This window comes from Sphaerochaeta halotolerans, assembly GCF_003429665.1.
Classification (GTDB): Bacteria; Spirochaetota; Spirochaetia; order Sphaerochaetales; family Sphaerochaetaceae; genus Sphaerochaeta; species Sphaerochaeta halotolerans.
Genome location: NZ_QUWK01000004.1, coordinates 166,524 through 192,536 on the forward strand (window position 1 = coordinate 166,524; position 26,013 = coordinate 192,536).

The 26,013-nt window shown below is 47.5% G+C and carries 19 protein-coding genes, 1 tRNA gene and 1 CRISPR repeat array; of the genes, 8 read left to right on the top strand and 12 right to left on the bottom strand.

The window, feature by feature from the left end; genetic code table 11:
- The first annotated feature begins 41 nt into the window (after nucleotides 1-41).
- A CRISPR array of direct repeats spans nucleotides 42-341; the repeat unit is 36 nt; unit sequence GTTTGAGATAGGTGTTATCTCATAGGGTAGCTGACC.
- Nucleotides 342-461: 120 nt separating this feature from the next.
- The 4 genes from DYP60_RS05140 to DYP60_RS05155 all read right to left on the bottom strand — a co-directional run bounded on the left by DYP60_RS05140 (nucleotide 462) and on the right by DYP60_RS05155 (nucleotide 3,881).
- Nucleotides 462-545, bottom strand: a tRNA-Leu gene (locus DYP60_RS05140).
- A gap of 6 nt (nucleotides 546-551) precedes the next feature.
- Nucleotides 552-1,025, bottom strand: a complete 474-nt coding sequence (locus DYP60_RS05145) for a hypothetical protein (RefSeq protein ID WP_117329814.1) — start codon at nucleotides 1,023-1,025, stop codon at nucleotides 552-554.
- Nucleotides 1,026-1,127: 102 nt separating this feature from the next.
- Nucleotides 1,128-2,351 carry a threonine synthase gene (locus DYP60_RS05150; RefSeq protein ID WP_117329815.1) on the bottom strand — a complete coding sequence of 408 codons (1,224 nt, stop codon included), beginning with the start codon at nucleotides 2,349-2,351 and terminating at the stop codon, nucleotides 1,128-1,130.
- Nucleotides 2,352-2,414: 63 nt separating this feature from the next.
- Nucleotides 2,415-3,881: a pyridoxal-phosphate dependent enzyme gene (locus DYP60_RS05155; protein WP_117329816.1), complete on the bottom strand. Its 1,467-nt coding sequence runs from the start codon at nucleotides 3,879-3,881 to the stop codon at nucleotides 2,415-2,417.
- A gap of 369 nt (nucleotides 3,882-4,250) precedes the next feature.
- Here DYP60_RS05155 and ygfK point away from each other — a divergent pair, with 369 nt between their 5' ends.
- The 7 genes from ygfK (at nucleotide 4,251) to ygeW (ending at nucleotide 16,776) form a co-directional block, all read left to right on the top strand.
- Entirely contained in the window at nucleotides 4,251-7,463 is a 3,213-nt protein-coding gene (ygfK, locus tag DYP60_RS05160) for a putative selenate reductase subunit YgfK (RefSeq protein ID WP_117329817.1), read from the top strand.
- Between the two features lie 10 nt (nucleotides 7,464-7,473).
- Entirely contained in the window at nucleotides 7,474-8,796 is a 1,323-nt protein-coding gene (gene ssnA / locus DYP60_RS05165; RefSeq protein ID WP_117329818.1) for a putative aminohydrolase SsnA, read from the top strand.
- 51 nt (nucleotides 8,797-8,847) lie between these two features.
- On the top strand, nucleotides 8,848-10,062 hold the full coding sequence (locus DYP60_RS05170; RefSeq protein ID WP_117329819.1) for a YgeY family selenium metabolism-linked hydrolase: 1,215 nt from the start codon (nucleotides 8,848-8,850) through the stop codon (nucleotides 10,060-10,062).
- Nucleotides 10,063-10,372: 310 nt separating this feature from the next.
- Nucleotides 10,373-11,761: an 8-oxoguanine deaminase gene (locus DYP60_RS05180; protein WP_117329821.1), complete on the top strand. Its 1,389-nt coding sequence runs from the start codon at nucleotides 10,373-10,375 to the stop codon at nucleotides 11,759-11,761.
- Nucleotides 11,758-12,591 (top strand): FAD binding domain-containing protein, encoded by an 834-nt coding sequence (locus DYP60_RS05185; protein WP_117329822.1) that lies wholly within the window; start codon nucleotides 11,758-11,760, stop codon nucleotides 12,589-12,591. The genes DYP60_RS05180 and DYP60_RS05185 overlap by 4 nt, the downstream gene beginning before the upstream one ends.
- On the top strand, nucleotides 12,588-15,467 hold the full coding sequence (locus tag DYP60_RS05190) for a molybdopterin-dependent oxidoreductase Mo/Fe-S-binding subunit (protein WP_117329823.1): 2,880 nt from the start codon (nucleotides 12,588-12,590) through the stop codon (nucleotides 15,465-15,467). Before DYP60_RS05185 ends, DYP60_RS05190 begins: the two co-directional genes overlap by 4 nt.
- A 109-nt stretch (nucleotides 15,468-15,576) precedes the next feature.
- Nucleotides 15,577-16,776, top strand: coding sequence for a knotted carbamoyltransferase YgeW (ygeW, locus tag DYP60_RS05195; RefSeq protein WP_117329824.1), 1,200 nt, complete (start codon nucleotides 15,577-15,579; stop codon nucleotides 16,774-16,776).
- 60 nt (nucleotides 16,777-16,836) lie between these two features.
- On the opposite strand, the gene DYP60_RS05200 is transcribed toward ygeW, so the two are convergent.
- The 5 genes from DYP60_RS05200 to DYP60_RS14170 form a co-directional block, all read right to left on the bottom strand.
- Nucleotides 16,837-17,196: a VOC family protein gene (locus tag DYP60_RS05200; protein ID WP_117329825.1), complete on the bottom strand. Its 360-nt coding sequence runs from the start codon at nucleotides 17,194-17,196 to the stop codon at nucleotides 16,837-16,839.
- Nucleotides 17,197-17,205: 9 nt separating this feature from the next.
- Nucleotides 17,206-18,417 carry a BaiN/RdsA family NAD(P)/FAD-dependent oxidoreductase gene (locus DYP60_RS05205; protein WP_117329826.1) on the bottom strand — a complete coding sequence of 404 codons (1,212 nt, stop codon included), beginning with the start codon at nucleotides 18,415-18,417 and terminating at the stop codon, nucleotides 17,206-17,208.
- Nucleotides 18,410-19,429: an SDR family NAD(P)-dependent oxidoreductase gene (locus DYP60_RS05210; protein ID WP_117329827.1), complete on the bottom strand. Its 1,020-nt coding sequence runs from the start codon at nucleotides 19,427-19,429 to the stop codon at nucleotides 18,410-18,412. Before DYP60_RS05210 ends, DYP60_RS05205 begins: the two co-directional genes overlap by 8 nt.
- 110 nt (nucleotides 19,430-19,539) lie before the next feature.
- The gene (locus DYP60_RS05215) at nucleotides 19,540-20,826 is read right to left on the bottom strand and encodes an NCS2 family permease (RefSeq protein ID WP_117329828.1); all 1,287 of its coding nucleotides are present in this window, start codon (nucleotides 20,824-20,826) and stop codon (nucleotides 19,540-19,542) included.
- Between the two features lie 173 nt (nucleotides 20,827-20,999).
- Nucleotides 21,000-21,170, bottom strand: a complete 171-nt coding sequence (locus DYP60_RS14170; protein ID WP_160525445.1) for a hypothetical protein — start codon at nucleotides 21,168-21,170, stop codon at nucleotides 21,000-21,002.
- Nucleotides 21,171-21,269: 99 nt separating this feature from the next.
- On the opposite strand from DYP60_RS14170, the gene ade reads away from it, so the two are divergent.
- Complete coding sequence (ade, locus tag DYP60_RS05220; protein WP_117329829.1) at nucleotides 21,270-23,015, top strand: adenine deaminase; 1,746 nt, start codon at nucleotides 21,270-21,272, stop codon at nucleotides 23,013-23,015.
- Here ade and DYP60_RS05225 read toward each other — a convergent pair.
- Genes DYP60_RS05225 through DYP60_RS05235 form a run of 3 tightly spaced genes read right to left on the bottom strand, consistent with a single transcriptional unit; the run spans nucleotide 23,005 to nucleotide 25,876 of the window.
- Nucleotides 23,005-23,760 carry an ABC transporter ATP-binding protein gene (locus tag DYP60_RS05225; protein ID WP_117329830.1) on the bottom strand — a complete coding sequence of 252 codons (756 nt, stop codon included), beginning with the start codon at nucleotides 23,758-23,760 and terminating at the stop codon, nucleotides 23,005-23,007. The genes ade and DYP60_RS05225 overlap by 11 nt on opposite strands.
- Entirely contained in the window at nucleotides 23,757-24,776 is a 1,020-nt protein-coding gene (locus DYP60_RS05230) for a FecCD family ABC transporter permease (RefSeq protein ID WP_117329831.1), read from the bottom strand. Before DYP60_RS05230 ends, DYP60_RS05225 begins: the two co-directional genes overlap by 4 nt.
- A complete protein-coding gene (locus tag DYP60_RS05235) occupies nucleotides 24,773-25,876 on the bottom strand; it encodes an ABC transporter substrate-binding protein (RefSeq protein WP_117329832.1) in 1,104 nt (367 codons plus the stop codon). Before DYP60_RS05235 ends, DYP60_RS05230 begins: the two co-directional genes overlap by 4 nt.
- Nucleotides 25,877-26,013: the final 137 nt, after the last annotated feature.

Sequence of the window (26,013 nt, forward strand, 5' to 3'; positions counted from 1 at the left end):
GGTAGCTGACTCCATTTCACGGCCTGTTGATATTACCCGTTGTTTGAGATAGGTGTTATCTCATAGGGTAGCTGACTTCTTGAAGAAAGCTGTTTGCGCACAGGCTGGTTTGAGATAGGTGTTATCTCATAGGGTAGCTGACTAGCCTTGCATTTTTGGCTCTGCGCTCTTGCGTTTGAGATAGGTGTTATCTCATAGGGTAGCTGACCTCCCATTGTATTCGTAAATACGACCATAGAGTTTGAGATAGGTGTTATCTCATAGGGTAGCTGACCCCTGCATGATAGTTAGCGGTACATGACTTGGTTTGAGATAGGTGTTATCTCATAGGGTAGCTGACCGGTCGTTGTAATAGGGAAGGACGGCTTGTTGTTTGAGATAGGTGTCAATAACAGAGCCGGTATTTCCTCAAACTGGAAGGAATTATCGGCTTTGTTGTCTTAATTATAATATGATTATTTTGCCGAAAACGGGGATCGAACCCGTACGCCCTTGCGAGCAAGGGATTTTAAGTCCCTTGTGTCTACCAATTCCACCATTTCGGCTGTTGTTTACTTATCATCCTCCGTATCAATAGTACGGGGGAGAACATTTGCCTCTGTCTTGGTCGGAATCAGACGCTTGATAAATGGCTGTACCCCGACATAGGTCTTTTGGAACTCATTCTCACTCTCCTTGAGCGCTGCCTGCCAAGCAGCACCAAAGCCAGGACTATTGATCGTAAGTCGGTCGACAGCAAGTTGGTAGACCTGCAAACGAGCGAGCTCCTTTCTTCCTGGTTTCTGTGAATATGTGTTCAGCGTGATGCGGAGATTCTCATTCTGCTTCTTCAGCTCTTCATTCTGTTCCTTCAGCTTGGACAGACCTTCACTTTCCAAGTCCATTCGGTCAGTCAACATCCGCTTCAGACGTTCGGTCTCCTTGTTTGTTTCAAGGATCTCCTTATGTCGTTTGACCGACATGCTAACCAAGAGGACGATAGCAAGTACTACTCCAATACCAAGACCGATTAGAAAGTTCTGCATACGAAACTCCTCATCACAGGACAAAAGGTACTGTAAGCGGGCTATTTTGTCAAAGGAGAAAGGAGACTGCGGTGCCATTTGACACCGCTTTTCTCAATATTTTTAGCTGAAACGCTTCCTTACAGCCTCTTTGCTGTTATCAATAGCCTCTGGAATGGAAACTTTTCCCTCAAAAACTGCCATATCCTTGAAACCTGTGCCAGTAAGCAAGCAGCATACCTCTACTTCTTCACCAAACTTTTCTCTAAGCATTTCACTGTCACTACGGAGCGCTGCCCATGCACAAGCCGCTGCAGGCTCTACAAAAATACCTGCTTCCTTGGCAAGCTCGAACTGTGCATCAAGAATCTCCCCGTCATCCACCTCTGTTGCCCAGCCATTACTCTCTTTGATGTACCTCACTGCCATTCTACCGTTGGCAGGGCTCTCCACACTGATTGAGTCGGCACGGGTGGTGGCCTTAGGAAGGTTGGTGAAGCCACCGCTCTTCCAAGCATTGCTGATCGCATTACTCTGCTTACTCTGTGCACAAACAAGCTTAGGAACCTTCTCAATCAAACCAGCTTCCTTAAGGTCATAGAAGCCCTTATATACACCAGCAAAGATACAGCCATCACCAACAGGGACATATACTACATCGGGTATCTTGCGTCCCAATTGCTCAAAAAGCTCGATGGAAACACTCTTCTTTCCTTCGATAGTCATCGGGTTGTAAGCAGTATTCCTGTTGATTCCCCCGAACTCATCAGTATATGCAATAGAGAGAGCAAAGGCATCATCATAACTACCCTTTACCGGAACAACTGTAGCCCCATACAGAACACTCTGCATCAACTTGTTGACCGGAGCCGTTGCAGGAACAAAGAGCACAATTTCTAGACCATAGGCAGCCCCGGCGCAACTCATTGCAGCTCCGGCATTCCCCGTTGAGGCCAAGGCAATCTTGTGTTGGTTGTGATACAGAGCCTGCGCAGCGATTAACTGGCTTGCACGATCCTTAAAGGACCCTGACGGGAGTGCACTGTCAAGCTTACAAACCAAATTTTTCAAACCGTACTTGGAGGCAAGCCGTTTTGGCTTTGCAACAGGAGTTCCTCCCACAGGGTAGGCATCCTTATCCGGGACAGGGTAGGGAAAGAAATCATACATAGTCACATGGTCCTGCTTTGCCAGCTTTTCCACATCTTCCTTATTCAATTTAACAATGACATTCCCTTTTGGAAATGAAGTGCCGTCATTTTCCTTGGCACAGGAAGGGCATTGATAGAATACCTCATCCGTCTCATAGACTGTACCGCAGTCACAACATTCATAGGTAAAACGCATGGTTCCTCCTCATCATACAGAAAATGCCGGACACAAGGCCCGGCATTTATTGCTTTGCTTGACCTATTTGGCCAAGATTTCCTTGTTGAACGACTCGATCAACTCATCGATCTGGTCAGCCATTGCAGGAATATCCTTCCAGTAGTTTTTATCATACCACTGTGCATTAATTTCCTCATAGGTCTTGCCCTGCTGCTCAACCCAAGTATAGTACTTCAGGTTGTGTACAGCCAGACGATCGTAGTAAGTGAGTTCCTTCAAGTTGTCGATACCTTGAGCATGAGCACAAGCTGCAAGTGCGCGTATTGCAGCACTCTCGTCAAACTTGCCCTGGATCTCATCCTGTTCCTTCAAGCGGGAGGTATACATCTCCGAGCTGTCAGTAAGGACTGTGAATATAACATCCTCTTCTGTCAGCTCGTAGTACTTTGCCACCTTCATAGCTGCCAGGACATTGCCGATACCACTGATACCATAGAGTTGCAACTCATCGATAGCCTTGGAATCCAAGCCTATCTTCTTGAGATACTCGATACCAGCAGGTTCATTGAACAGTCGGTAGAGATCGATACAATCCTGGTCGTCAATAGCTGCGATCATATCAGTATTCTTTACATTGTGTACCCAAGGAACGTGCTTGTCGCCAATACCTTCAATGCGGTGGCCACCAAATCCATTGCGCAGAAGTGTGGGACACTGCAGCGCTTCAGCAGCAACAATCTTCAGACTAGGAAAATGTTCCTTAAGGAAATCGCCTGCTGCCAAGGTGCCACCACTACCGGTAGCTGAAACATAACCGCGGACATTCTCAGGTGCAACATTCTCTTGCTTGAGTGCTTCGAGGATAGCAGCACCAGTCACCTTGTAGTGCCAGAGGTAGTTGCCGAACTGGTCGAACTGGTTGAAAATAACAATATGGTTTCCACGTTCTGCATCGAGCTCGTGACATTTGTCAAAGATTTCCTTTACGTTGGATTCACAACCAGGAGTGGCAATGACTTCGCCTGCAACTTCCTTAAGCCAGTTGAAACGTTCCTGGCTCATCTCTTCAGGGAGAATTGCAATGGAGTCACAGTTCAGCAGTGCACTGTTGTATGCACCACCACGACAGTAGTTGCCAGTGGAAGGCCAGACAGCCTGCTGATTAACGGAATCGAAGTTTCCAGAAACCAAAGCAGGGGCGAGACAACCATACGTTGCACCAACTTTGTGTGCACCGGTTGGGAACCATTTGCCGACTAATGCAAGAATTCTTGCTTTTACACCGGTGATTTCTCGAGGAACTTCAATATAGTTCACACCCCCGAAGGTTCCGCCCTGTTTGGTAGGTTCGTTCTTCCATGTGATCCTGAAGAGGTTCAAGGGGTCGACGTCCCAAAGCCCTACATGGCTCAGTTTTTCTTTAATATCAGCGGGTACGGTTGTAGGATCCATCATCTGCTTAAAGGTAGGAAGCAAGACATTTTTCTCCCTACAACGTTGGATATTCTTCTTCCGTACTTCTTCATTGACATTCAAATTAATTAGCATGCCTATTCCTCCGTGGTGACACTTGGTTACTTTTTTTTTGACTAGTCAAGTATACCGTAAAGAGAAAAAAAGTAAAGAGAATATTCGTGAAAGTTGAATTTTTGAAAACTTATTTGCGTTAAGCGGTATTTAAAAACGCAAATACTAGCGAAAAGTGCGTTTTTTTAAAAGGACATTAATGCTATACTCATTACCGTATGGTTCTTTTTATGAACAAAATGCATCTGGAGTAATGCAATCAGAGAAAGAGAGCGAGTTTTTATATTTGTTGCGAAATGTTGCAAAAAATATTGACTTCTCTTCAAACTGCATTAGAATGAGAAAGGGTCGGGTAGTGAACCCGGCGACACCTTTTTATAGGAGTGAGTAATGGGAGACATTATGCGCCCGGTTCCCTTCACGGAACTTATTAGCCGTATCGTTGGTGAGTACAGAAATCACCATGCAATATTCGGCATTGCCGAAGAACAATTTTATCATGAGAGCGGAAAGCACAGCTTGAACGTATTCTCCCAGAGTTGTGCCACCCCCTGCGGACCAGCTGCAGGCCCCCATACCCAGTTGGCCCAGAATATCATTGCAAGCTATCTTGTCGGTGGCCGATTCATGGAGTTGAAAACAGTACAGGTGCTCGATACATTGGAAATTGAGAAGCCCTGTATTGATGCACGAGATGAAGGATACAACGTAGAGTGGTCCAGTGAATTCACCCTCTCTAAAGCATGGGATGAATATGCGAAGGCTTGGATTATCCTTCATCTGCTTGAAGCAGTCATGCAGAACGGGAAATTTGAGAAACCTTCCTTTATCTTTAACATGTCTGTAGGCTATAACCTAGAAGGTATCAAGACGGATAAGATGCAGAAATTCATCGATTCCATGATTGATGCACGCAAGGACGAACGTTTCGTAGAATACTTGAATGAGTTGGAAGCACTTTTAGAAGAAGGTTTGTTCGAAGGCACTCCCTGGGAAGGCCTTGAGAAGAAGGTCGAAGGCATCAGCAAAAAGATCAGCTGGAATATCAGCCCATCGACCACCCTCAGCACCATGCATGGATGCCCTCCAAAAGAGATTGAAGCAATCTGTACCTATATGCTTACTGAAAAGAAAGTCGACACCTTCGTGAAACTTAATCCAACATTGCTCGGATTTGATACTGTCCGCAAAATCCTTGATGATCTAGGGTTTGACTACCTTACCATTAGCAGAGAGAGCTTTGAACATGACCTGCAGTATCCTGATGCCATTGCGATGTTGCATCGCTTGGTGGATCTTGCAAAGAAAGAAGGAAAGGGTTTTGGTGTAAAACTGACCAACACTCTTGGGTCAGTCAATGACCAGGGCGTACTTCCCGGTGGTGAGATGTACATGTCGGGTCGTGCCTTGCTTCCCATCTCCACAACGGTGGGACTCAAGCTCAGCAAGGAATTTGACGGCAAACTTCCCATCAGTTACAGCGGTGGAGCCAATGCCTTTACCATTAAAGCCCTGTTCGAGAGTGGTATCAGACCCATTACCTTGGCAACCGATATGCTCAAGCCCGGTGGATATACCCGCATGAAGCAACTCGTGGAAATCTTGGAAACGAGTGACGCCTGGGAAATGGATGGTATTGATGTCAAGAAACTTGAGAAGCTCTCTGAAGATGCACGAGATGGAAAGTATGCGGTGACTGAAAAAGACTTCAGGGGAACTGATACCGTAAAGATTGGGGAGAAGCTCCCCCTCTTTGATTGTTATGTTGCTCCTTGCCAAACAGCATGCCCTATTCATCAGGACGTACCAGAGTATGTACAGCTTGTTGGACAGGGCCGCTATGGCGAAGCCTTGGCAGTCATCTATGACAAGAATGCCCTTCCTGCTATCACCGGCCACATCTGTGACCACCAGTGCCAGCTGCACTGTACCCGTATGGATTATGAAGGCGCCGTACGTATTCGTGATATGAAGCGGATAGCTGTAGAAAACGGATTTGAAGAGTACAAGCAACTGTGGGAAGGCCCGACCGATAAGGCTGACATCAAGGCAGCAGTTGTTGGTGCAGGTCCTGCAGGGCTTTCTGCAGCATATTTCCTCGCTCGAGCTGGTTTTGATACTGCAGTTTTTGAAAGGGAAGAGAGTGCAGGTGGTGTGGTACGCCATGTCATTCCTGGATTCCGTCTTCCTGTGGAAGCTATTGAGAGTGATGTCGAGTTCATCAAGGCGCATGGAGTACAGTTCAACTATGGAGTCGATTCAGAGAAAATGACGGTAGAGGCGCTGCGTTCGCAAGGCTATACCTATATCTTCTATGCGATCGGAAGCGAAGTTGACAATGACATCCCCCTGCAGGGTGACCGAAGCAGGGTAAGACCCTCTCTCGCATTCCTCTCTGCATTCAGGAAAGACCCCTCAACACTCTCACTCGGCAAACATGTCGTGGTTGTCGGTGGGGGTAACACCGCGATGGACAGCGCACGCGCCGCGACCAGAATCAAGGGAGTTGAGAAAGTTTCCGTAATCTACCGTAGAACAGAGAAGGAGATGCCGGCCGACCTTGAAGAGTATGGTATGGCAAAGGAAGAAAATGTTGAATTCATCTTCTTGGCAAATCCTGAACGTTTCGATGGAAACATGCTTACCGTACGCAAGATGAAACTTGGTGAAAAGGATTCCAGTGGGAGACGAAGACCTGTAGCAACTGACGAGACGTTCACCATTGAAGCTGACACCATGATTACTGCAATTGGTGAGCATGCCGATGCAGAGAAACTTACTTGGTACGGAGTGCCTGTCAACGAAAAAGGTTGGGTTAAGGCAGATGAAGAGACCAAGGAATCAGAAGTTTCCGATGTGTACATCATTGGTGACGCCCAGAGTGGTCCTTCCACTGTTGTCAGGTGTATTGCAAGTGCCCGAGCAGCCGTTGAGGCAGCCATCGACAAGGTGCTTGGTCCTGAAGAGGATGAACATGAACATGTGCACGATGAGCATTGTGATCACGACCATGAAGACGATGATGATGCATTCGAAGAAGAAGAAGAGATGAGCGACGAGGACAGGGTACAACTCGAACAGGATGAAAATGAGTTCTTTGCTGAAGTGACTGATAAAAAGAGCCATATACTCACTTCTAAGGAGTTCACCGATAAGGAATTTGCAGCCACTGAAGCTGCTAGATGCATGGAATGCTCCTATCTCTGTAATAAGTGTGTGGATGTATGTCCTAACCGTGCAAATGTAGCAATCGATGTAAGAAACATTGGTTTGTTTGCAGACCCATTCCAGATTCTTCACCTCGATGCATACTGCAACGAGTGCGGCAACTGTGAAACATTCTGCCCTTATGATGGAGGTCCTTATCGAAAGAAGTTTACGCTCTTTAGCCGAAAGGATGATTTTGAGAGCTCAGAGAACAGTGGTTTTGTTGTTGAGGATGAAGATATCCTGGTTCGCCTTGATGGAAAAATCTACGAGTGCGAGATAGATGGAGACGGTATCCTGGTAGGAGAAGAGGAAGGCATTACTGACGAAGTTGCAGCCTTGATTGAAGAGGTTTACACCTCATACAACTACCTGCTTGGGTACGTACAAGCGTAAGGAGGAACATGTGGCTACTACGGTAATCAAACAAACTCGGATCATGCAGACCCAGCCGCCTTTTGAGGTGCAACAAGGTGTAGACATCGTCATCGTTGATGATGTCATCACCAAGGTAGGCAAGGGTGTAGCAGAGAACATACAGGCAGACAAAGTTATTGATGGAAGAGGCAAGACGGTAATCCCAGGCAATGTTTGTTCCCATCATCACTATTATTCAGGGCTTTCCAGAGGCATGCTTGCCTCTGCAGGCCCGCAGACCGACTTCATTCAGATCCTAAAGGAGTGGTGGTGGCGTATCGATCGTGCATTGGATGAGGAGGCTTGTTACTACAGCTCCTTGATCAGCTCGATTGATGCCATTGCAAGTGGAACCACTACCTGCATTGACCACCATGCAAGCCCATCTTACATTGCCGGATCCTTGGACACCATTGCCAAAGGTATGGAAGAGGTTGGGGTACGCGGAGCTACCTGCTACGAAGTCACCGACAGAAATGGTGGAATGAAAGAAGTTGAAGCCGGCATCGAGGAGAACGTTCGATTTGCCATGGCTGCAAAAAGTAGTTCATTGGTTCGTGGAATGATCGGGGGACACGCCCCATTCACCATTCCTGATGCCGGATTGAAGCTAATGAGTGAGGCAATGACTGAAACAGGTGCAGGCCTGCATCTCCATGTTGCAGAAGACAGGTATGATGTTTTGCACAGTCATCATATGTACAATCTAGATATCGTAGACCGATTGGAAAAATTTGGGCTTTTGACTGATAACACTCTCTTGGTGCATGGCCTTTGGTTGAATGAAGCCGAGGTAGAAAAGATCAACGCACATGGTACGTTCCTTGCGCACAATGGCCGCAGCAACATGAACAACAACGTTGGTTACTTCAAACAAATCCAGAAGGTTGACAATTTGGTGATTGGAACAGATGGCTGCGGTGGAAATATGTTCGAAGAGCTCAAGATAGCCTTCTTCAAGCATAAAGATCAGGGTGGTTCTTGGTGGCCTGCCGATTTTGTGACCGCCATGAGTCGTGGCAACCAGTTGGTTGAGAAATATTTTGATGGAAAGTACGGGAAGATTGCTGCAGGTTATAAAGCTGATTTGAACATCTGTGACTACCATGCACCAACCCCACTGGTGGCAGACAATGCTGCAACCCATTTTGTATGGGGTATGAGCAGCAACTGTGTGGAAAGCGTCATGGTCGGCGGAAAACTGGTGATGGAAAACCATCAATTCCCTGGTCTTGATGTACAGAAAATTTACGATGAGGCAGCAAAAGTTGCAGGGCGTGTTTGGGAAAAAGTTAATACAATTGCTCCGTAACGGTCTGATTACGACGCACAAGAGAATAGAGGAAGAAAGAGGTAAAATAACATGACAATTCAGGAACAAATTAGGGCAAAGGCTGCTGAGTATCGCGATTACACGGCATTGAATCTCTCAAAGATGGTGCAAACCAAGAGCTACAGCTCCCAGGAAGAGGATGTTTGCCGTCTCATCGTCACCCTTTGTGAAGAAGCTGGTTTCGATGAAGTGTATATTGATGGATTGGGCTCAGTAATCGGCCGCGTTGGCAATGGTCCCAAGAAGCTTGCCTTTGATGCCCATATTGATACAGTTGAGGTTGGAAATCTGAAGAACTGGGATTTCGATCCCTTCAGTGGTGAGATCAAGGATGGTAAGGTCTGGGGTCGTGGTTCAAGCGATCAAAAGGGTGGTGCAGCTTCCATGATCACAGCCGGTAGGATTCTTAAGGAGCTTGGCTATAGTGGAGAGTATACTGCATACTTCACTTTTACCGTCATGGAAGAAGATTGTGATGGCATGTGCTGGAAGTACCTCATTGAGGAAGAAAACTTCAAGCCCGATTTGGTAGTGTCCACAGAACCTACCACCTGCCGCCTCTATCGTGGTCACCGTGGGCGTATGGAAATCAGGGTAATCCTCAAGGGTATCTCCTGTCATGGCAGTGCACCTGAGCGTGGTGTGAGTGCAGCCTACAAGGCAGCCAAAGCCGCTCTTGCCATTGAGCAGTTGAACAAAGACCTCAAGCCGGATGCAGAGAACTTCCTTGGTAAGGGAACCGTCACCGTCAGTCAGATGGATGTAAAGGGACCAAGCCAATGTGCTGTCGCTGACTACGCAATGCTCTATCTTGACCGCCGTCTTACTTGGGGGGAGGATGCTGAGCTTGCTATTGGACAGGTACGTGAGTATATCAGCAAGGCAACCGGTGATGATCCAGAGTCTATCGTCGTTGAGATGCCCAACTATGAGAAGATTGGTTGGACCAAGAAAGAGTACTCGCAAGAGCTGTACTTCCCCACTTGGAAGATTGATGCAGACCACCCTCTGGTAGAAGCTGGTGTTGCCAGCCATGAAGCTCTCTTTGGAAAGAAGCCCGTAGTAGATAAGTGGACATTCTCCACCAACTTGGTTGCTACCACTGGCCGTCATAAGATCCCTGCTATTGGTTTCGGCCCTGGTGATGAGTCCCAGGCTCATGCGCCAAATGAAATCAACCGTGTAGATGATCTTGAGATTTGTGCTGCATTCTATGCAATGCTTCCCTACTCATTGGAGAAGTAGTACGTAGAATAATACTCGATGAATATGGTATACTACAGCCACAGGGTAAGAAGCCTTGTGGCTGTTTGGAGCATATGATGTTTCATTGTTTATGATATAAGATAATGGTGAAACATAAGAACTAGCCCGGCAGGTGCAAAAGGGGCTCTGCCTGCAGGGTATCCAGAAAGAACCAAGGTTGTGGAGTTGCCCCCTTCCTTCTCCACTCCTTCCTTGCGGAACTACCCGCATGCCGTCCTCATAAAGTATTGCAAGTGTAGCATCGACGACCATTTGTCGTGTCCTTGCAGGAAGAAGGAGATATACAGGCATGAGTTCCTTGCTTCTTTTGAAGAACATTTACTGTCTACAACCTACATTCGATGGCAAGAAATATTGGGGCGCCGATTTGTTGATTGAAAACAACAAGGTTGCCAAAATTGCTCCCGAGGGTGGACTTGCTGCTCCAGCAAAGGGTCGCACGATCGACTGTTCTAACCATGTGGTTATCCCAGGTTTGGTCAACACCCACCACCATTTTTATCAAACACTGACCAGAAATCATCCAGCTGTGCAGAATGCAAAGCTCTTTGATTGGCTGACGTTCCTCTACGAGGTGTGGAAATATGTGGATGAAGAAGCAGTCTACTACTCATCGATGCTTGCAATGGCCGAGCTGATGAAGACTGGATGTACACTTACCACTGACCACCACTACCTCTATCCACGCTCCTTCAAGGGAGATCTTATGGGTCTGCAATTTGAGGCTGCAGATACCTTGGGAATGCGTTTCAGTCCCACACGAGGTTCCATGAGTTTGAGCAAAAAGGATGGGGGACTTCCTCCTGACAGCGTTGTCCAGACTGAGGATGAGATCCTTGCAGATAGTGAGCGGTGCATCAAGACCTATCATGACAGCGCTCCGGATGCTATGCACAAGATAGCCCTGGCTCCTTGCAGCCCCTTCAGTGTCACCAAGGACTTGATGACAAAGACCGCTGAACTTGCAAGGAAGTATGGAGTACGTTTGCATACCCACCTCTGTGAGACCTATGATGAAGCTGATTTCTGCCAGGAGATGTATGGGATGCGTCCTCTTGCTCTGATGCAGGAGTGTAACCTTATCGGGGACGATGTCTTTTATGCCCATGGCATCCACTTCAATGATGAAGAACTGGAAATCCTCGCAAAGACTGGATCTCATATTGCTCATTGTCCTTCCTCGAACATGCGTCTGGGGAGTGGTATCTGCCGTGTGAAGGAGATGTTGCCGATGGGGATCAATGTAGCGGTTGCAGTAGATGGAAGTGCAAGCAATGACAGTTCCGATATGCTCGCAGAGGTCCGCCAGGCGATGCTCCTCCAGCGTGTGCGGTATGGCTCGGATGCACTGAGTGCAGATGAGGCCTTCACCATGGCAACAGAGAATGGTGCAAAAGCACTGAACTTCTCCAACGTTGGCCGTCTGGAAGAAAGTTGGGCTGCGGATCTGGCAATCTTTGATGTTTCTACATTGCCATACGCAGGAAGTCAGAGTGATCCTGTTGCAAGTTTGCTTTTCTGTGGAACCAACCACAACACAGATTACACAATTATCAACGGAAAGGTTGTAGTCGACCACGGGCAGCTGGTCGGATATGACGAGCAGGAACTTGCTGAAAAGGCAAATGCCATCAGCAAGCGTATGATGGAACAGGCTGCCAATGAGGAGGCTGTATGATACAGGAATATCTCATAGCGAATACTACTGAAGACGCTTTGAACAAGAAGCGCTCCAATGCAAAAAGTATATTTTATGCCGGGGGGACGGAGATCAACCGTCTTCACTCAACCGTTGAAGGACAGACTGCTATCAGCCTTTCCAAGCTTGGTTTGGATACCATCACTGATGAGGGATCCACCATCAAGATTGGTAGCATGGTGAGCCTTCAGCAGTTGATCGACTCACCACTGATTCCTACATGGCTAAAGGATGCAGCTCGATTTTGCGGATCCTTCACCAAAAGGAACATGGCCACCATTGGGGGCAACCTTGCCATCATGAGCGATCACTCCTATCTTGCTCCAGCATTGATTGCAAGCCGTGCACGGTTGCTTACAGCCAATCTGACTGAGAAGGGTGTATACAGTGAGGACAACATCCCAATCCGTGAGTACCATGCCTATCACAAACAATTCGCAGGTACATTGTTGTTGGCAGTCAGTCTCTCCAAGGATGACCGGTTTGTGGGGACTCTGCGCTATGCATTGAGTAGTCAGAATCGTGCGGCGGTTACGGTTGGATTCAGTGCAACCAAAGACAATGAGCAGGTTATTGATCATGTACGAGTGTTTGTCGCTGTACACGGAAAAGGTGTCCAACGACTCGAGAAGGTGGAAAATGCTATCGAGAACGGTGAACTGACTTCAAGAGAAGATGTACAACTTGCAGTTCGACATACTGTTGAAGTTGTGGATGATATGACAGGCAGCTCCGATTACAAGCGCTACATCGCAAGTGAAGGGGTGGGACAACTCTTCTCTGCATTTCTCAAAGGAGGTGCACAATGAACACAATTGTCTGTACTGTAAATGGTAAGAAACATACAGTGACTTGCAAGCAGTCGGAAAGCTTGCGTGAATTGCTTGTTCGATTGGGATATACCAGCGTCCGTGACAGTGATGATAGGGAAGGCTTTGCCGGCAGTGATACCGTCATTTACAATGACGTTCCTGTCTATGCCAATCTAATGCTCGCTGTCCAGGCTGATGGAGCTGAGATTAAGACGGCTGAATCAATGGGTACGAGCCGGAATCTGAATGTTATCCAGCAGGCAATGATTGACGCAGGTGTAGTGCAGAGTGCCTACAATGCCCCTGCTGCAGCCTTGCTCCTTACCTGGTTGCTTGAACATGAGAGTAATCCTAGCAAGGAACAGATCAAGCAGGTACTCAGTGGTATCTTCATCCGTGATGCGGGGTATGAACATTACTATCTGGCAGTGAAGCTCGCGTTGGAGAAAATGCAGAGTGGATCCTACAAGAGCGAGATTTCTCCTTCTTTCAGAGATGAACTGACCTATGTCGGGAAGCCCAAAGGGAAGGTTGATGGGCCACAATTGGTTGCAGGCGAAGCCAGCTTTGTTGAAGATAGAGTATTACCGGGATATCACTCAATGGTAATCCTTCGCAGTCCATATGCTCATGCCTACATCAAAAAAATCGATACCAAGGAAGCATTAGCAATGGAAGGTGTGGTTACCATCATAACTCATGAGAACTGTCCCGATGTATTTTATATGCAGGCAGGACAGGGGAACCCCGAGCCCAGTCCACATGACCGCAGGTTGCTCAATAGAAAGGTCCGCCATGTTGGTGACCGTGTAGCAGCAATCGTAGCAGAAACCTATGAGCAGGCAATCGCTGCTCGTGATGCAATCAAGGTGGAGTATGAGGTTCTCAAACCGGTATTCACTGTAGAGGAAGCAATGGAAAAGGGTGCTCCTCGTGTCCATAATGGGGTCGTGGAGTACCGCAGTGGTGCTCCTGAGAATTTGGAAGAGTACAACAAGGATGCTGATCCCAGGGATGGAAAGGTTGTCTACCAGTTCCCGCTCCATGGTGACATCAGAAGAAACATTGCTGCTGCCGCACATGGCCAGATAGGGGATGTGGAAAAAGGTTTCAAGGAAGCTGATGTAGTGGTGGAGGAAACCTACCAGACCAGTCAGATTCAGTGTACTCCACTTGAACCACACCTTGCCTATGCAAGGATTGATGGAGGACGATTGGTCATGAATGCCTCCACCCAGGTTCCTTATCATGTAAGGAGAATAGTCTCTTGGGTCTGCCAGATTCCTGAGAACAAGATTCGAATCATCAAGGAACGTGTCGGTGGTGGGTATGGAAGCAAGCAGGATATCCTGGTTGAGGATTTGGTTGGCTATGCCACATGGATTACTGGTAAACCAATCTACTATCGCAATACACGTGAGGAAGAGTTTATCGCGAACTCTACCCGTCACCCCATGCGTATGACGGTCAAGATGGGCGGGAAAAAGGATGGTACCATCACAGCCGTTTACATGGACGTGAGGGCCAATACCGGTCCATATGGAAACCATTGTCTTACCGTTCCGATGAATGCCTGTAGTAAAACCTTGCCTTTGCTCAAGTGTGACAACATGAAGTTTGATGTGACTACGTATTACACGAACATTCCTCCTACGGGAGCTTATCAGGGCTATGGTGCCCCTAAGGGTACATACGCTCTGATGGTTTGTATGGCAGAGTTGGCAGACAAGCTGGGAATCGATTACTACGACATGGCCATGAAGAACAAGGTGGAACCAGGCTATATGCTTGAGATTCTTAAAGGCCTTGGAGAAGGTCGTGAAGGAAATGTGGTTCCTGTCGGCTCCTGTGGTTTGGAACAGGCGCTCACCCAGGGTGCGAAGATGATCGAGTGGGGTAAGAAGGTTGACTCCAAGGACCCCGACTGGAAGGTAGGCAAGGGTTTTGCAATGATTCAGCAGGGAAGCGGCCTCCCTGGACTCGATCACTCCAATGCTTGGGCAAAACTGCTGACAGATGGAACGTTCCAGATCTTCAGTGGCGGTGCCGATTTGGGTACGGGGCTGGATACCATCAGTGCGAAGATGATCAGTGAGGCATTCTGCGTACCTTTGGACAAGGTAACCGTTACCAGTGGTGATACTGACAGCTGTACCTTCGATACTGGTGCTTATGCGTCCAGTGGCACCTACTTCAGTGGTGGTGCCAGCTATAAAGCTGCACAGGACTTGAAGAAAAACCTGCTTGATGAGGCTGCCTACCAGATGGGAGAGAAAGCAGAGGACTTAATCCTCCGTTCTCCCGGTGAGGTGTACAGCACCAAGAGTGGTAAGACACTTGACTATGCAACACTCAGTCATGATGCGCTTACCGGTACGGGTCGTGGTCAGGTAATGGGGAAGGGTTCCTTCACAACCAACCACAACTCCATCCCCTATGGTGCTCACTTTGTACAAGTTGCTGTAAACGTTAGAACCGGACAGGTGAAGGTGCAGAAGTACTACGCATTGCAGGATGCCGGTACCCCGATTAATCCGGAGTTGGCACTCTGCCAGATGTATGGTGCATCCCTGAAGTCCATCGGACATTCACTCTATGAGCAAATGTTGTTGGATGAAAATGGTGTATGTATCAATCCCACATTCAGTGAATACGGTGTCCCTATGATTGCCGAACAACCCGAGGATTTCAAAGCCATTTTGATCGATATCAATGATGAGGTAGGTCCCTATGGTGCTAAATCCATCAGTGAGATTGCAACCAACGGAGCAGCTCCCGCACTTGCCATTGCAATACACGATGCAGTAGGTGTTTGGATGCGGAGTTGGCCCTTCTCACCGGAGAAAATCTTGAAGGAGCTTGGCAAGATGTAACGGAAGCTTGCAACAAACTGCAACATAAATCTAGACAATGGTGCACTGCCATGGTATAGTGCCATTGTCTGGATTTTTTATGATTCAAAACGTACGGAGGTTTCCCCACATGAAGGACAAAGCCACAATTAAACAGATGATCGAGGAACTGAAAACCCTCAAGACTGACAACATGTATCTCAATGACTTTTTCCACACTTGGAAAGAGAGTGATGACGAAATTGCTGCTGTATTTCAGGTAGCAGAAGTACTACGTGCATTGCGCGAGAACAATATTTCCACCAAGGTGTTCGACAGTGGACTTGGTATCTCCGTATTCCGTGACAACTCCACAAGAACACGGTTCAGCTTTGCAAGTGCCTGTAACCTGCTTGGTCTCGAGGTTCAGGACCTTGATGAAAAGACCAGTCAGATTGCACACGGTGAGACCGTTCGTGAGACTGCCAACATGATCAGCTTCATGGCTGATGTCATCGGTATACGTGATGACATGTACATCGGCAAGGGTCACACCTACATGAAGACGGTTGCCGAGGCTGTGCAGGATGGTTACGACGACGGTGTCCTTGAACAGAGACCTACCTTGGTCAACCTTCAGTGCGATATCGACCACCCAACCCAGAGCATGGCTGACATGCTGCATGTCATCAACCACTTTGGTGGTGTTGAGAACCTCAAGGGTAAGAAAGTTGCCATGACATGGGCTTACAGTCCTTCCTATGGCAAACCGCTTTCTGTCCCCCAGGGCATTATTGGACTGTTCACCCGTTTTGGCATGGATGTCGTACTTGCCCACCCAGAAGGGTACAATGTAATGGCTGATGTGGAAGAGGTCGCTGCAGAGAACGCAAAGAAGAGTGGTGGTTCCTACAAGCGCGTAGATTCCATGGCTGAAGCATTCAAGGACGCAGATATTGTCTATCCCAAGAGCTGGGCTCCCTTTGCTGTCATGGAAGAGAGAACCAAGATTGTTGAGCAGGGTGACCAGGAGGCTTTGAAGGCACTGGAGAAGCGCTGCTTGGCAAACAACGCCAAATTCAAGGATTGGACTTGTACTGAAGACTTAATGAAGACCACCAAGGACGGAAAGGCTCTCTACATGCACTGCCTACCCGCTGACATCACTGGTCTCTCCTGTAAGGAAGGCGAAGTCGAGGCTTCAGTGTTTGACCGGTATTTGGTACCTCTGTATAAGGAAGCCAGTTACAAGCCGTACATTATTGCTGCTATGATCTTCCTTGCAAAGTTCCAGAATCCTTCTGCAAAGCTGGAAGAGTTGCTTGAGGCTGCTGTAAAGCGCATCAAATAATCTGTGTTTCAAAATTGTCTAGGGTTATTGAGCCGGGATTAACTCCCGGCTCAAGCTATTTCAGGTACGTTCCACAAGCTGTACACGGACTCCATTAGGGTCATGTACAAAACAAAAACGAAGTGAAGGATTTGGGGCAAAGGGGCCTTCCGCTATGGGAATTCCTTTTTCCTTGAGCATTTCCATGAACGCATCGAGATTTTCTACAGACAATCCGATGCTGATGTTTTTCCCGCTCGAAAAGGACTCTTCCCCTTCGTGATAGATCAACTCAATCTTTGTTTCCCCATCTCCCAAGAACACAATCTCACCAGAAGGCATTTTCATCCTGTTGTTTATCGGGAGTGAAAGTACATTCTGGTAGAATTCCAAGCTTTCTTCCATACTCTTTACCGTTATCGTTGTCCAAAGATATTCCATATTTTCCTCCTATGGTTGTATATGATTAGCTGTACAATATGCTGTAGAAAACGCTGCTTGAAGGTTGTAGCCACCACTCTGTCCATCAACATCCAAGATTTCACCACAGAAGTGGAGGTGGTCCATTACCTTTGACTCCATGCTTCCCCTCTCTACCTCTTTGAGGCATACTCCACCAGAGGTAACCATTGCAGCATTGAAACCTTTGATGCCTTTGATGATGAACCTTCTCTCTGTAATCGCTCTTATAAGATTCTGTCGCTGCCGTTTGTTTAGATTGGCAGGAGTAATGGTGGCTTCAAAATCCAGTTCCTCAACTACTTGCTGAGCAAGGGATGCTGCTAGGCCGAATTCCTTGAGGATGGTAGTGATCTGCTTCTTGGGTTGTGAGGTCAGTAGAACAAGTAGCTGTTCGGGAACGTGCACCTTGTGTTCAAGAGGCACCAAGGAAAACGTAATGGAATCCCCAGCCTTGAGCTCACGGCTGGATGTAAGAATCAAAGGGCCAGAAAGTCCATCGTGGGTAAAAAGGATATCCCCTGTTGCTTGCAGGAAGCGTTTCTTTTCACCAGCGTGATGAAATTCTGCATAGGCAGAGCGGACTGCATTTCCCGCGAGGTGTGTCCAATGATACGCTTCCACCATGATGGCGGCAAGTGCTGGCTTTGGGGGAATGATGGAGTGACCAAGTGCCTTAGCAATAGCATAGCCACTTCCATCACTGCCTGTTATCGGATAACTCATTCCTCCAGTAGCCAACACGAGATTCCTGCTGGTAATAACTCCACCTTCGGTTTGCACACTAAAATGATCTCCGTCTCGAATGACTGAAGTAATCTTGGAGTTGTACTGGATTTTGGCTTTGCTTTCCCTGACCAACATATCCCTGACCTCGTGGGCATCCAACGAAGCCGGGAATACTTTCCCATCTTCCCTGACTGTTAAGGGTACCCCCCTGGTCTCAAACCATTGCATGAGTGCCGAGGGGGGAAAAGCCTGGAAAGAAGGGAGCAGAAAATTACGTTGGGCTCTGCTCCCAAAATGCTGCAGGAACGCTTCAATCGATTGCGTATTGGTAAGATTACACATACCACCACCGGTTATCAGGAGCTTCTTGCCTGCAGTTTCCCTGTGTTCGAGCAACAATGCATTGGAAGTGGGAAGATTTGCCGCAAGAAACAAGCCCGCTGCCCCTCCTCCGATGATCACTACATCATACATGGTGACTTAAATATCCATAGTATGGCTTGAACCAGGAGACAAATGCCTCAAGCCCTTGTTCAAGCGGTGTATTGGGTCTGAAATCAAAATCTTCCATCAAGTCAGTAACATCGGCATAGGTTTGGTACACATCCCCTGGTTGCATCGGAAGGTACTCCTTCTCAGCGGTCTTTCCCAGGCACTGTTCCAATGTTTCGATGAACTGCCTTAACCTCACCGGTTTGTTGTTGCCTATGTTGTAGATCTTGTATCGATCCTTTGCCTCATTCTCTTCTGGTGGGTTGGGAATGATGTGTTCCAGTGCTGTGATAATGTCATCAATATAGGTGAAATCACGCCACATGTCCCCGTGGTTGAATACTGTAATGCTCTTCCCTTCCATAATCCGTTTGCTGAATGAAAAGTATGCCATATCCGGTCTTCCATAGGGGCCATAGACCGTGAAAAACCTGAGTCCTGTAGTTGGTATATGATAAAGATGCGTATACGCGTGGGCCATCAGCTCATTGGATTTCTTGGTAGCAGCATAGAGGCTTACAGGATTGTCAACTTTATCGTTCGTGGAGTAGGGAATCTTGCTGTTCAAACCGTAAACGGAACTGCTGCTGGCATACACCAGATGTTTTACAGCATGATGGCGACAACATTCCAGGATATTGAGGAATCCTACAAGGTTTGACTGAAGGTACACATAAGGATTGTCGATACTGTGCCTCACCCCTGCTTGAGCAGCAAGGTTAATGACATGGGTTACCTGATGACGGGTGAAAATAGTATCGATCTCTTTCCTGTCTGCAAGATCGACTTTGTAGAAGAAGAACTGTTCACAAGCCAGCAGCCTAAGTCGGTCTTCCTTGAGCGTGACCTCATAGTAGTCATTCAGATTGTCTACCCCAATGACGGTGCACCCAAGGCCTAGCAATCGTTTGGTGAGATGGAAGCCGATAAAACCGGCAGCACCGGTAACCAAATATATTGCATCAGTATCCAACCGCATCATGTTAGGGCGCATATAATTCTCCTCAATGAGTGTTATTGTACCGCAGAAAGAAGATGATGGGTAGGGGATAAAAAATTGGACCTCCCGAGAAAAGGAGGTCCATAGGAACAGAGCAGATGCTCTTAGAGGGCGCCGAAGATAATCTTTATCACGAACAGCGCGAAAACAACCCAAGTCATCTTTGAAATGTCTTTGGTCTTCTTGGTGAACAGCTTAAGCAATACGAAGGAAAGAATACCGAACATGATACCATCGGCAATACTGTAGGCTACGATCATAAAGATCATGGTCAGGAATGCCGGGATGGCTTCAGTCATATCGTCCCACTCGATATCCTTTACCGGGCTCATCATCATAACACCGACGATGATCAGGGCAGGTGCAGTAGCTGCACTAGGAATAGAGCCGAACAACGGTGCGAGGAACAAGGAAAGTGCAAAAAGAACAGAAACCGTCAAAGCGGTCAAACCGGTTCTTCCGCCTTCAACAACACCACTGGAAGATTCAACAAATGTGGTGACGGTGGATGTTCCGAGGATTGCACCTGCGGTAGTTCCGATTGCATCAGCGAAGAGAGCTTCCTTACAATTGGGGATGGATCCATCTTCCTGGATCATGTCAGCCTTGGTGGCACAACCGATCAAGGTTCCAACCGTATCGAACATGTCCACAAACAAGAACGTGAAGACAACGACTACGAAGTCAATGCTCAAGATGTTTGAGAACTCGAACGGGAAGAAGTAGGGGGCTGGAGGGAGGAAGGAACCGCCAGCATACTTGGTGATTCCAAAAGGAATGCCGATGATAGTGGTTACAATGATACCAATCAAGAGTGCTCCATTTACCTTGTGAGCCAAGAGGATGCCGGTAATGACCAGACCAACCATGGCGAGGCCGGAAGCTCCACTGAACCAGTCAGGATTCAAGGAAACCAAGGTGGCACCTCCAACGATGATTCCGGCGTTCTGCATACCAATGAAGGCAATGAAGAGGCCGATACCAACGCCAATCGCGCGTTTAAGGTTTGCTGGGATGCTGTTGACTATTGCCTCACGGATATTGGCAGCGGTAAGGATCAAGAAAATGATACCTTCAACGAATACTGCCGTAAGGGCGAACTGCCAAGTGTAACCCATACCGAGAACAACGGTGTAGGTAAGGAAGGCGTTCAGGCCCATTCCGGGGGCGAGCGCGAATGGTAGATTGGCCAAGAGAGCCATTACCAAGGTTGCGAGTGATGCAGCAATTGCAGTTGCAGCAAATACTTTGGAGAAATCCATTCCGGCTTCGGAAAGGATGCCTGGGTTGACGGCAAGAATGTAAGCCATGGTCAAAAAGGTAGTAATACCTGCCATAACTTCAGTCTTGACGGTCGTGTTTCGTTCTTTGAGCTTGAAAAACTTTTCCATCGATGCACTCCTTGCAGATGTTTAGGTTGATACCATTCTACCCTATCTATGGTAAATCGTACAGAAAAATCGTTACAATTGTTATATAACCAAATTATTGGGTATAATTTTAGGAATGTTGCTAAATTATTAGAAAAAATTTTGCTATATAGCGAATAATATGTATATCACTATCAATACAAATTCTTATTCCCCAGCGGAGCGAGAGGAAAGGAATCAGCATAATGGTTCCTCTGCCGAGCGAGAGCCGGGAAAGCAAGGTGAGATACCTCGTCCCTTGGGGTGGAAAAGGAGGCAACGCCTCCTGAGTCCATGGCTTGCCCTGAGGTATTGATACCTTTCATTTATATTGTATAAATACGAAGCAAATTAGTCCTTGAAGAATTATCGTGAAGTGATACACTACTAGAAAGACGTTGCAGAATGTTGCAGAAGGAGCGCGCATGGTTACCAAGAAAATAGTGCAGGAAGTGATAGAAACTGCGGCAAGAAGGCAAAAAGCACAATTGTGTATCACTGGTGCCCATATATTGGATGTATATAACAAGGAGTGGTTTGAGGCAGACCTCCTCGTTCAAGACGGATATATTGCCGGATTTGCTGCTAGTGGCCAGGGAGAGGCAGAAACAATGGTTGACGCAGGGGGACGATATCTCTTGCCAGGCTTCATTGACAGTCATGTGCACATTGAGTCCAGCCACGCCACTCCTGAGGAGTTTTCCAATATAGTCGTCCCCTGTGGGACTACCACAGTGGTTGCAGACCCCCATGAAATCTGCAACGTCTGTGGTCTTGATGGGCTCTCCTATATGTTGGAAGCATCCAAGAATACCGCCCTTCAAGCGTTCTTCATGGTCCCCTCCTGTGTTCCTGCTACCGCGTTCGAGCATAGTGGGGCTGTCCTTAAAGCTGAGGATATCAAGGAAGCATTGAACCATGACCGGATTCTTGGCTTGGGTGAGATGATGGATTTCCCCGGGGTAGTGGCTGCAACAGATTTGGTTCTGGATAAGATTATGGAGGCCAAACGTCTGCATAAGGTGATCGATGGCCATAGCCCGGCGATCAGTGGTGCAGAGCTGGATGCCTATGCAAGCACGGGAATCCTTACCGACCATGAGTGCGAAAATGAACAAGAATTACACGATCGTATCCGTCGAGGTATGTATGTCATGCTCCGTGAGGGTTCAGCATGCAAGAATGTGCTGATGCTCCTGGGAGGAGTGACGGCAAGAAACAGCAGACGCTGTATCTTCTGTACTGATGATAGGCAGCCGAAAAGCATTCTCACCGATGGACATATCAACAACAACGTTCGCATCGCAGTGCAGGATGGTCTTGATCCTATTGAAGCCATCTGCATGGCAACCATCAATAGCGCTGATTGCTATCATCTTACTGACCGAGGTGCAATTGCTCCTGGCAAACGGGCAGACTTCTTGCTCTGTAATGACCTGAATGAGTTCACCATGCACCAGGTCTATGTGAAGGGAAGTCTTGTAGCTGAAGATGGCATCATCTGTGAAGCTTCGCAGGCTGGACGCGATAACCGCGTCTCCGGGAAGATGAATGTCAAAAGTTTCTCTGTGGAGCGTCTTCGCTTGTCTCTTTCCAGTCCACATGTACGCGTAATTGACATTATTCCAGGAGGGGTAGTTACCGGAGCAGGGGAAGCTACCGTACGGGTAGAGAATGGAAAGTGGGTTCATGATGAGAATCAGGATATCGTCAAGCTTGCTGTTGTTGAGCGACACAACGGTACGGGAAATGTTGCTCTCGCGCTCCTGCGTGGGTATGGCTTACAGGGTGGAGCGATGGCTACATCCGTAGCCCATGATTCACACAACATCATTGTCGCAGGGGATGACGATGAAGACATGGCCATGGCAGTCGAACATTTGGTATCCATCGGTGGTGGCATGGTCATTGTGAAAGGTAAAAAAATACTTGCATCCTTTGCCCAACAGGTAGCGGGTTTGATGAGCTACGAACCAGGTTCTGTAATCGCTAAACAGTTGGACAACCTTCATCATATTGCACAGGATGCACTGCATATAGGCAAGAAGATTGATCCGTTCATGACACTCTGCTTTATGTCATTACCGGTTATTCCTGCCTACAAGCTTACAGATATGGGATTGTTTGATGTAAGAAGCTTCAGCTTTGTTCCTCTGGAACTCAATAAATGAGCGTCTTAGTGCCGACTTGAGCGACAGTTAGGTCCGTGTCATAGAGGGTGGTCAGCATAGCGGTAGTGACCACCTCCTCTTTTGACCCATAACAAAGTAATCTTCCCTTCTTGACCATGGCCACATGGCTAGCCAGGTCGTAGGCAAGATTTGCATCATGAGTTGTGAACAGGAGGGTTTTACCCTTCGTATGCAACTGCTTCAAGATGGTAATAACCCGTTTTCGGTTGGCAGGGTCCAAGGCACTCGTTGGTTCATCGAGCAACAGCATAGAACTTTGCTGTGCAATAGCTCGAGCAAGGAGCAATAACTGGTGTTCTCCTCCGCTCAAGGTAGTGATATGTCGTTCCGCATAGCTCTCCAAACCCACATCACAGAGTGCCTGATAGGCTATCTCTGCATCCTCTTCGCTGGGGGTTCCCAGCCCTGAAAGATAGGGTGAGCGTCCAAACAAAACATAATCCAGCAAAGAAAAAGAAAAGTTGTATTGCTCAAATTGGGGAACCAGGGCTAACGTTCTTCCAAGCTCCTTTCGTCCATAGGAGGAAAGTGGTTTGTCATACAACGAAACTTCTGTGCTCTTCTGCCATCCCAATAGGACGTCGAGAAGCGTTGATTTACCCGCTCCATTGGAACCCAGGATTGCTACACTCTGGCCTTCCTGCACGGAAAGAGAGATGTCATCAAGCGCTTTGGTGCCGCTTGGGTAAGTAAAACTCAGATGGTTCACTGTCAAAGCATTCATGCTTTGCCCTCCTGGTGCTTGAGTGAAAGGATAATCATGAAGATAATGGCTCCAAGGAAACTGGTGAGTAAACCGATGGGAATCTCTGTAGCGAGAACTGTCCTTCCGATGGTATCACAGACCAAAAGGAAGAAAGATCCGAGAATCATGGAACCAGGAAGACTGGTGGAACTATCAGAACCAAACAGCTTGCGACCCAGATGTGGAGTGATCAAACCAACCCACCCAATGAGACCCGTGATGGAAATGGTAACGGTTGTTCCCACTGTTGCAACAATCAGGAGAATGATTCTGTCCCGCTTGGGATTCATCCCGACTGAAAAAGATGTTTTTTCCTGAAGGCTGAGCAAATTCAGTTTCCAGCGATACCCGAGCAGTATTCCCATACTGAGGATGACCACCCATAAAATTGAAAGGATTTGGCTCCATGATGCATTCCAGAGCCCACCCATCATCCAGAAGGTAATGTCCTGTAGGTCCTTCGTAGGTTCTGCCACCAATTTTACCACGCCAAGAGCACTGGAAAAGAGAGCAGAAACTGCTATTCCACTGAGAACCAACCGTAACAACCATCCGCCAAACCGAAACCGAGTAGCAATCAAATACGATGCAAGCAAGGCCAATAGCCCAAAGAATGTTGCACTCAGTTGAACAAGGAGTGTGGAACCGACTCCTAGGACAATCATCAATGCAGCTCCAAAGGCAGAGCCTTGGCTTACACCAAGAAAACCTGGTTCAACCAAGGGATTTGAAAAAAGCATCTGGAAGGTGAATCCGCTTGCACTAAGCATTGCCCCGGCAAGCAGGGCAAGTACAATGCGGGGAAGACGGATGCGTAGGAAGATGCTTCGTGTCATTTCATTGGTTGCCCAGTCTGTTGGAAATCTAAATCCTGCTGTGGGATACCTTCCAGCAAACAGAAATAGGAAAGCAAAGAGCAGTGTTGCTCCCAGCATCCCTAGAAGGAGTCCTGTTCTTCGTTTCCGTTCTGCTTGGTAGTGTTGGCGGGCGTTCATCGCAAGTTTATGGCAACAGATTTGCTGTAGCGATCAACCATCATCCCAAGCTTGTCCTCATCGGTGAGATTATAAAAATCCAGGTAGAAGGAAGCCACTTCCTCTCTCATATCCAAATCAGGAAAGCGTTCAGGATATACCTCACTGGCCATCCACTGCAGGCCAAGGATCCATGAGGCAACGGGTTGAATATAATTCATCATATCATAAGGACTAGCTTTTACCTGCTTGGTTTTAACTGCTCTAAGGGATGACCAGATTTCAGACGCATAGATTGCCTCTATGTACTGGTCAGTTGGGGTGCGATAGCTCACTACGATGATGATGTCAGGATCCCAAGCAGCAATTTGTTCAAAACTTACCGTCGACCAACCGTTTGCCGCCTTGTTGGATCCTTTCCATACCGCTTCAGCCCCGATGGTTTCTACCATCCAGGTCTGCATCCAGGTATCTGGGGCAATTTTATAGGAATAGGTGTTTTCTGTCGTATTTGCCTGTAGCAGCAGTACCCGTTTTTTATCCTGGGCTTTGATTGAGGCTGCTGTCTGTTTGATTGGGTTGAGCCGTTCTTCATAGAGATTGAGGATCTCTGTAGCACGGGAGTTGTTTTGCAACAATTTCCCCAGTTCAACAATTTCTCGCTTCCAATCCTCATAGGATTCAAGGTTCATCGTGAAGTTTGCCACTCCAAGTTGATCAAGCTTTCGTGCGATTGATTCAAAGTGGGTTGCCTTGGTCAGTACCAAATCACTTTGGTAGCTGGCAATCTCTTCAACACTGGCATTCTGGCTGATACGTGGGTTGTCATCCAGAGATGGCCTGATAAAGGAGAAAAAGTCTCCAAGGCCCTGGTCTGTCTTGGGGATGGTCAGCTCCATGGTGGTGACTTCAGGGAAGAGGAATAACGCATTTGCCGGCATATTGCCTGCTTTCCCTGCAATCAACACCTTTGAGGGTTTTTCCTGTAGCTTGAGTGTTCTCCCGTTGGCATCGACTGCCTGATAGTAATCACGTTCCTGTATCGCTTGTTCAGGGGCACCCTGCGCAAAAAGCAAGGCCGGAATGATGCAGAGTAGTAAGACTATGCTTCGAAATTTCATATGGTATCTCCTATGTTGCGAATGGTTGCATTTTACCATTATACATTTTAAAAGGCAATCGTAAAACAGAAGCTCTTCCCTCTTTACCACCTTGATACCTTCCGGTATTCAGTTTAGTGTATACTTACTGTATATAA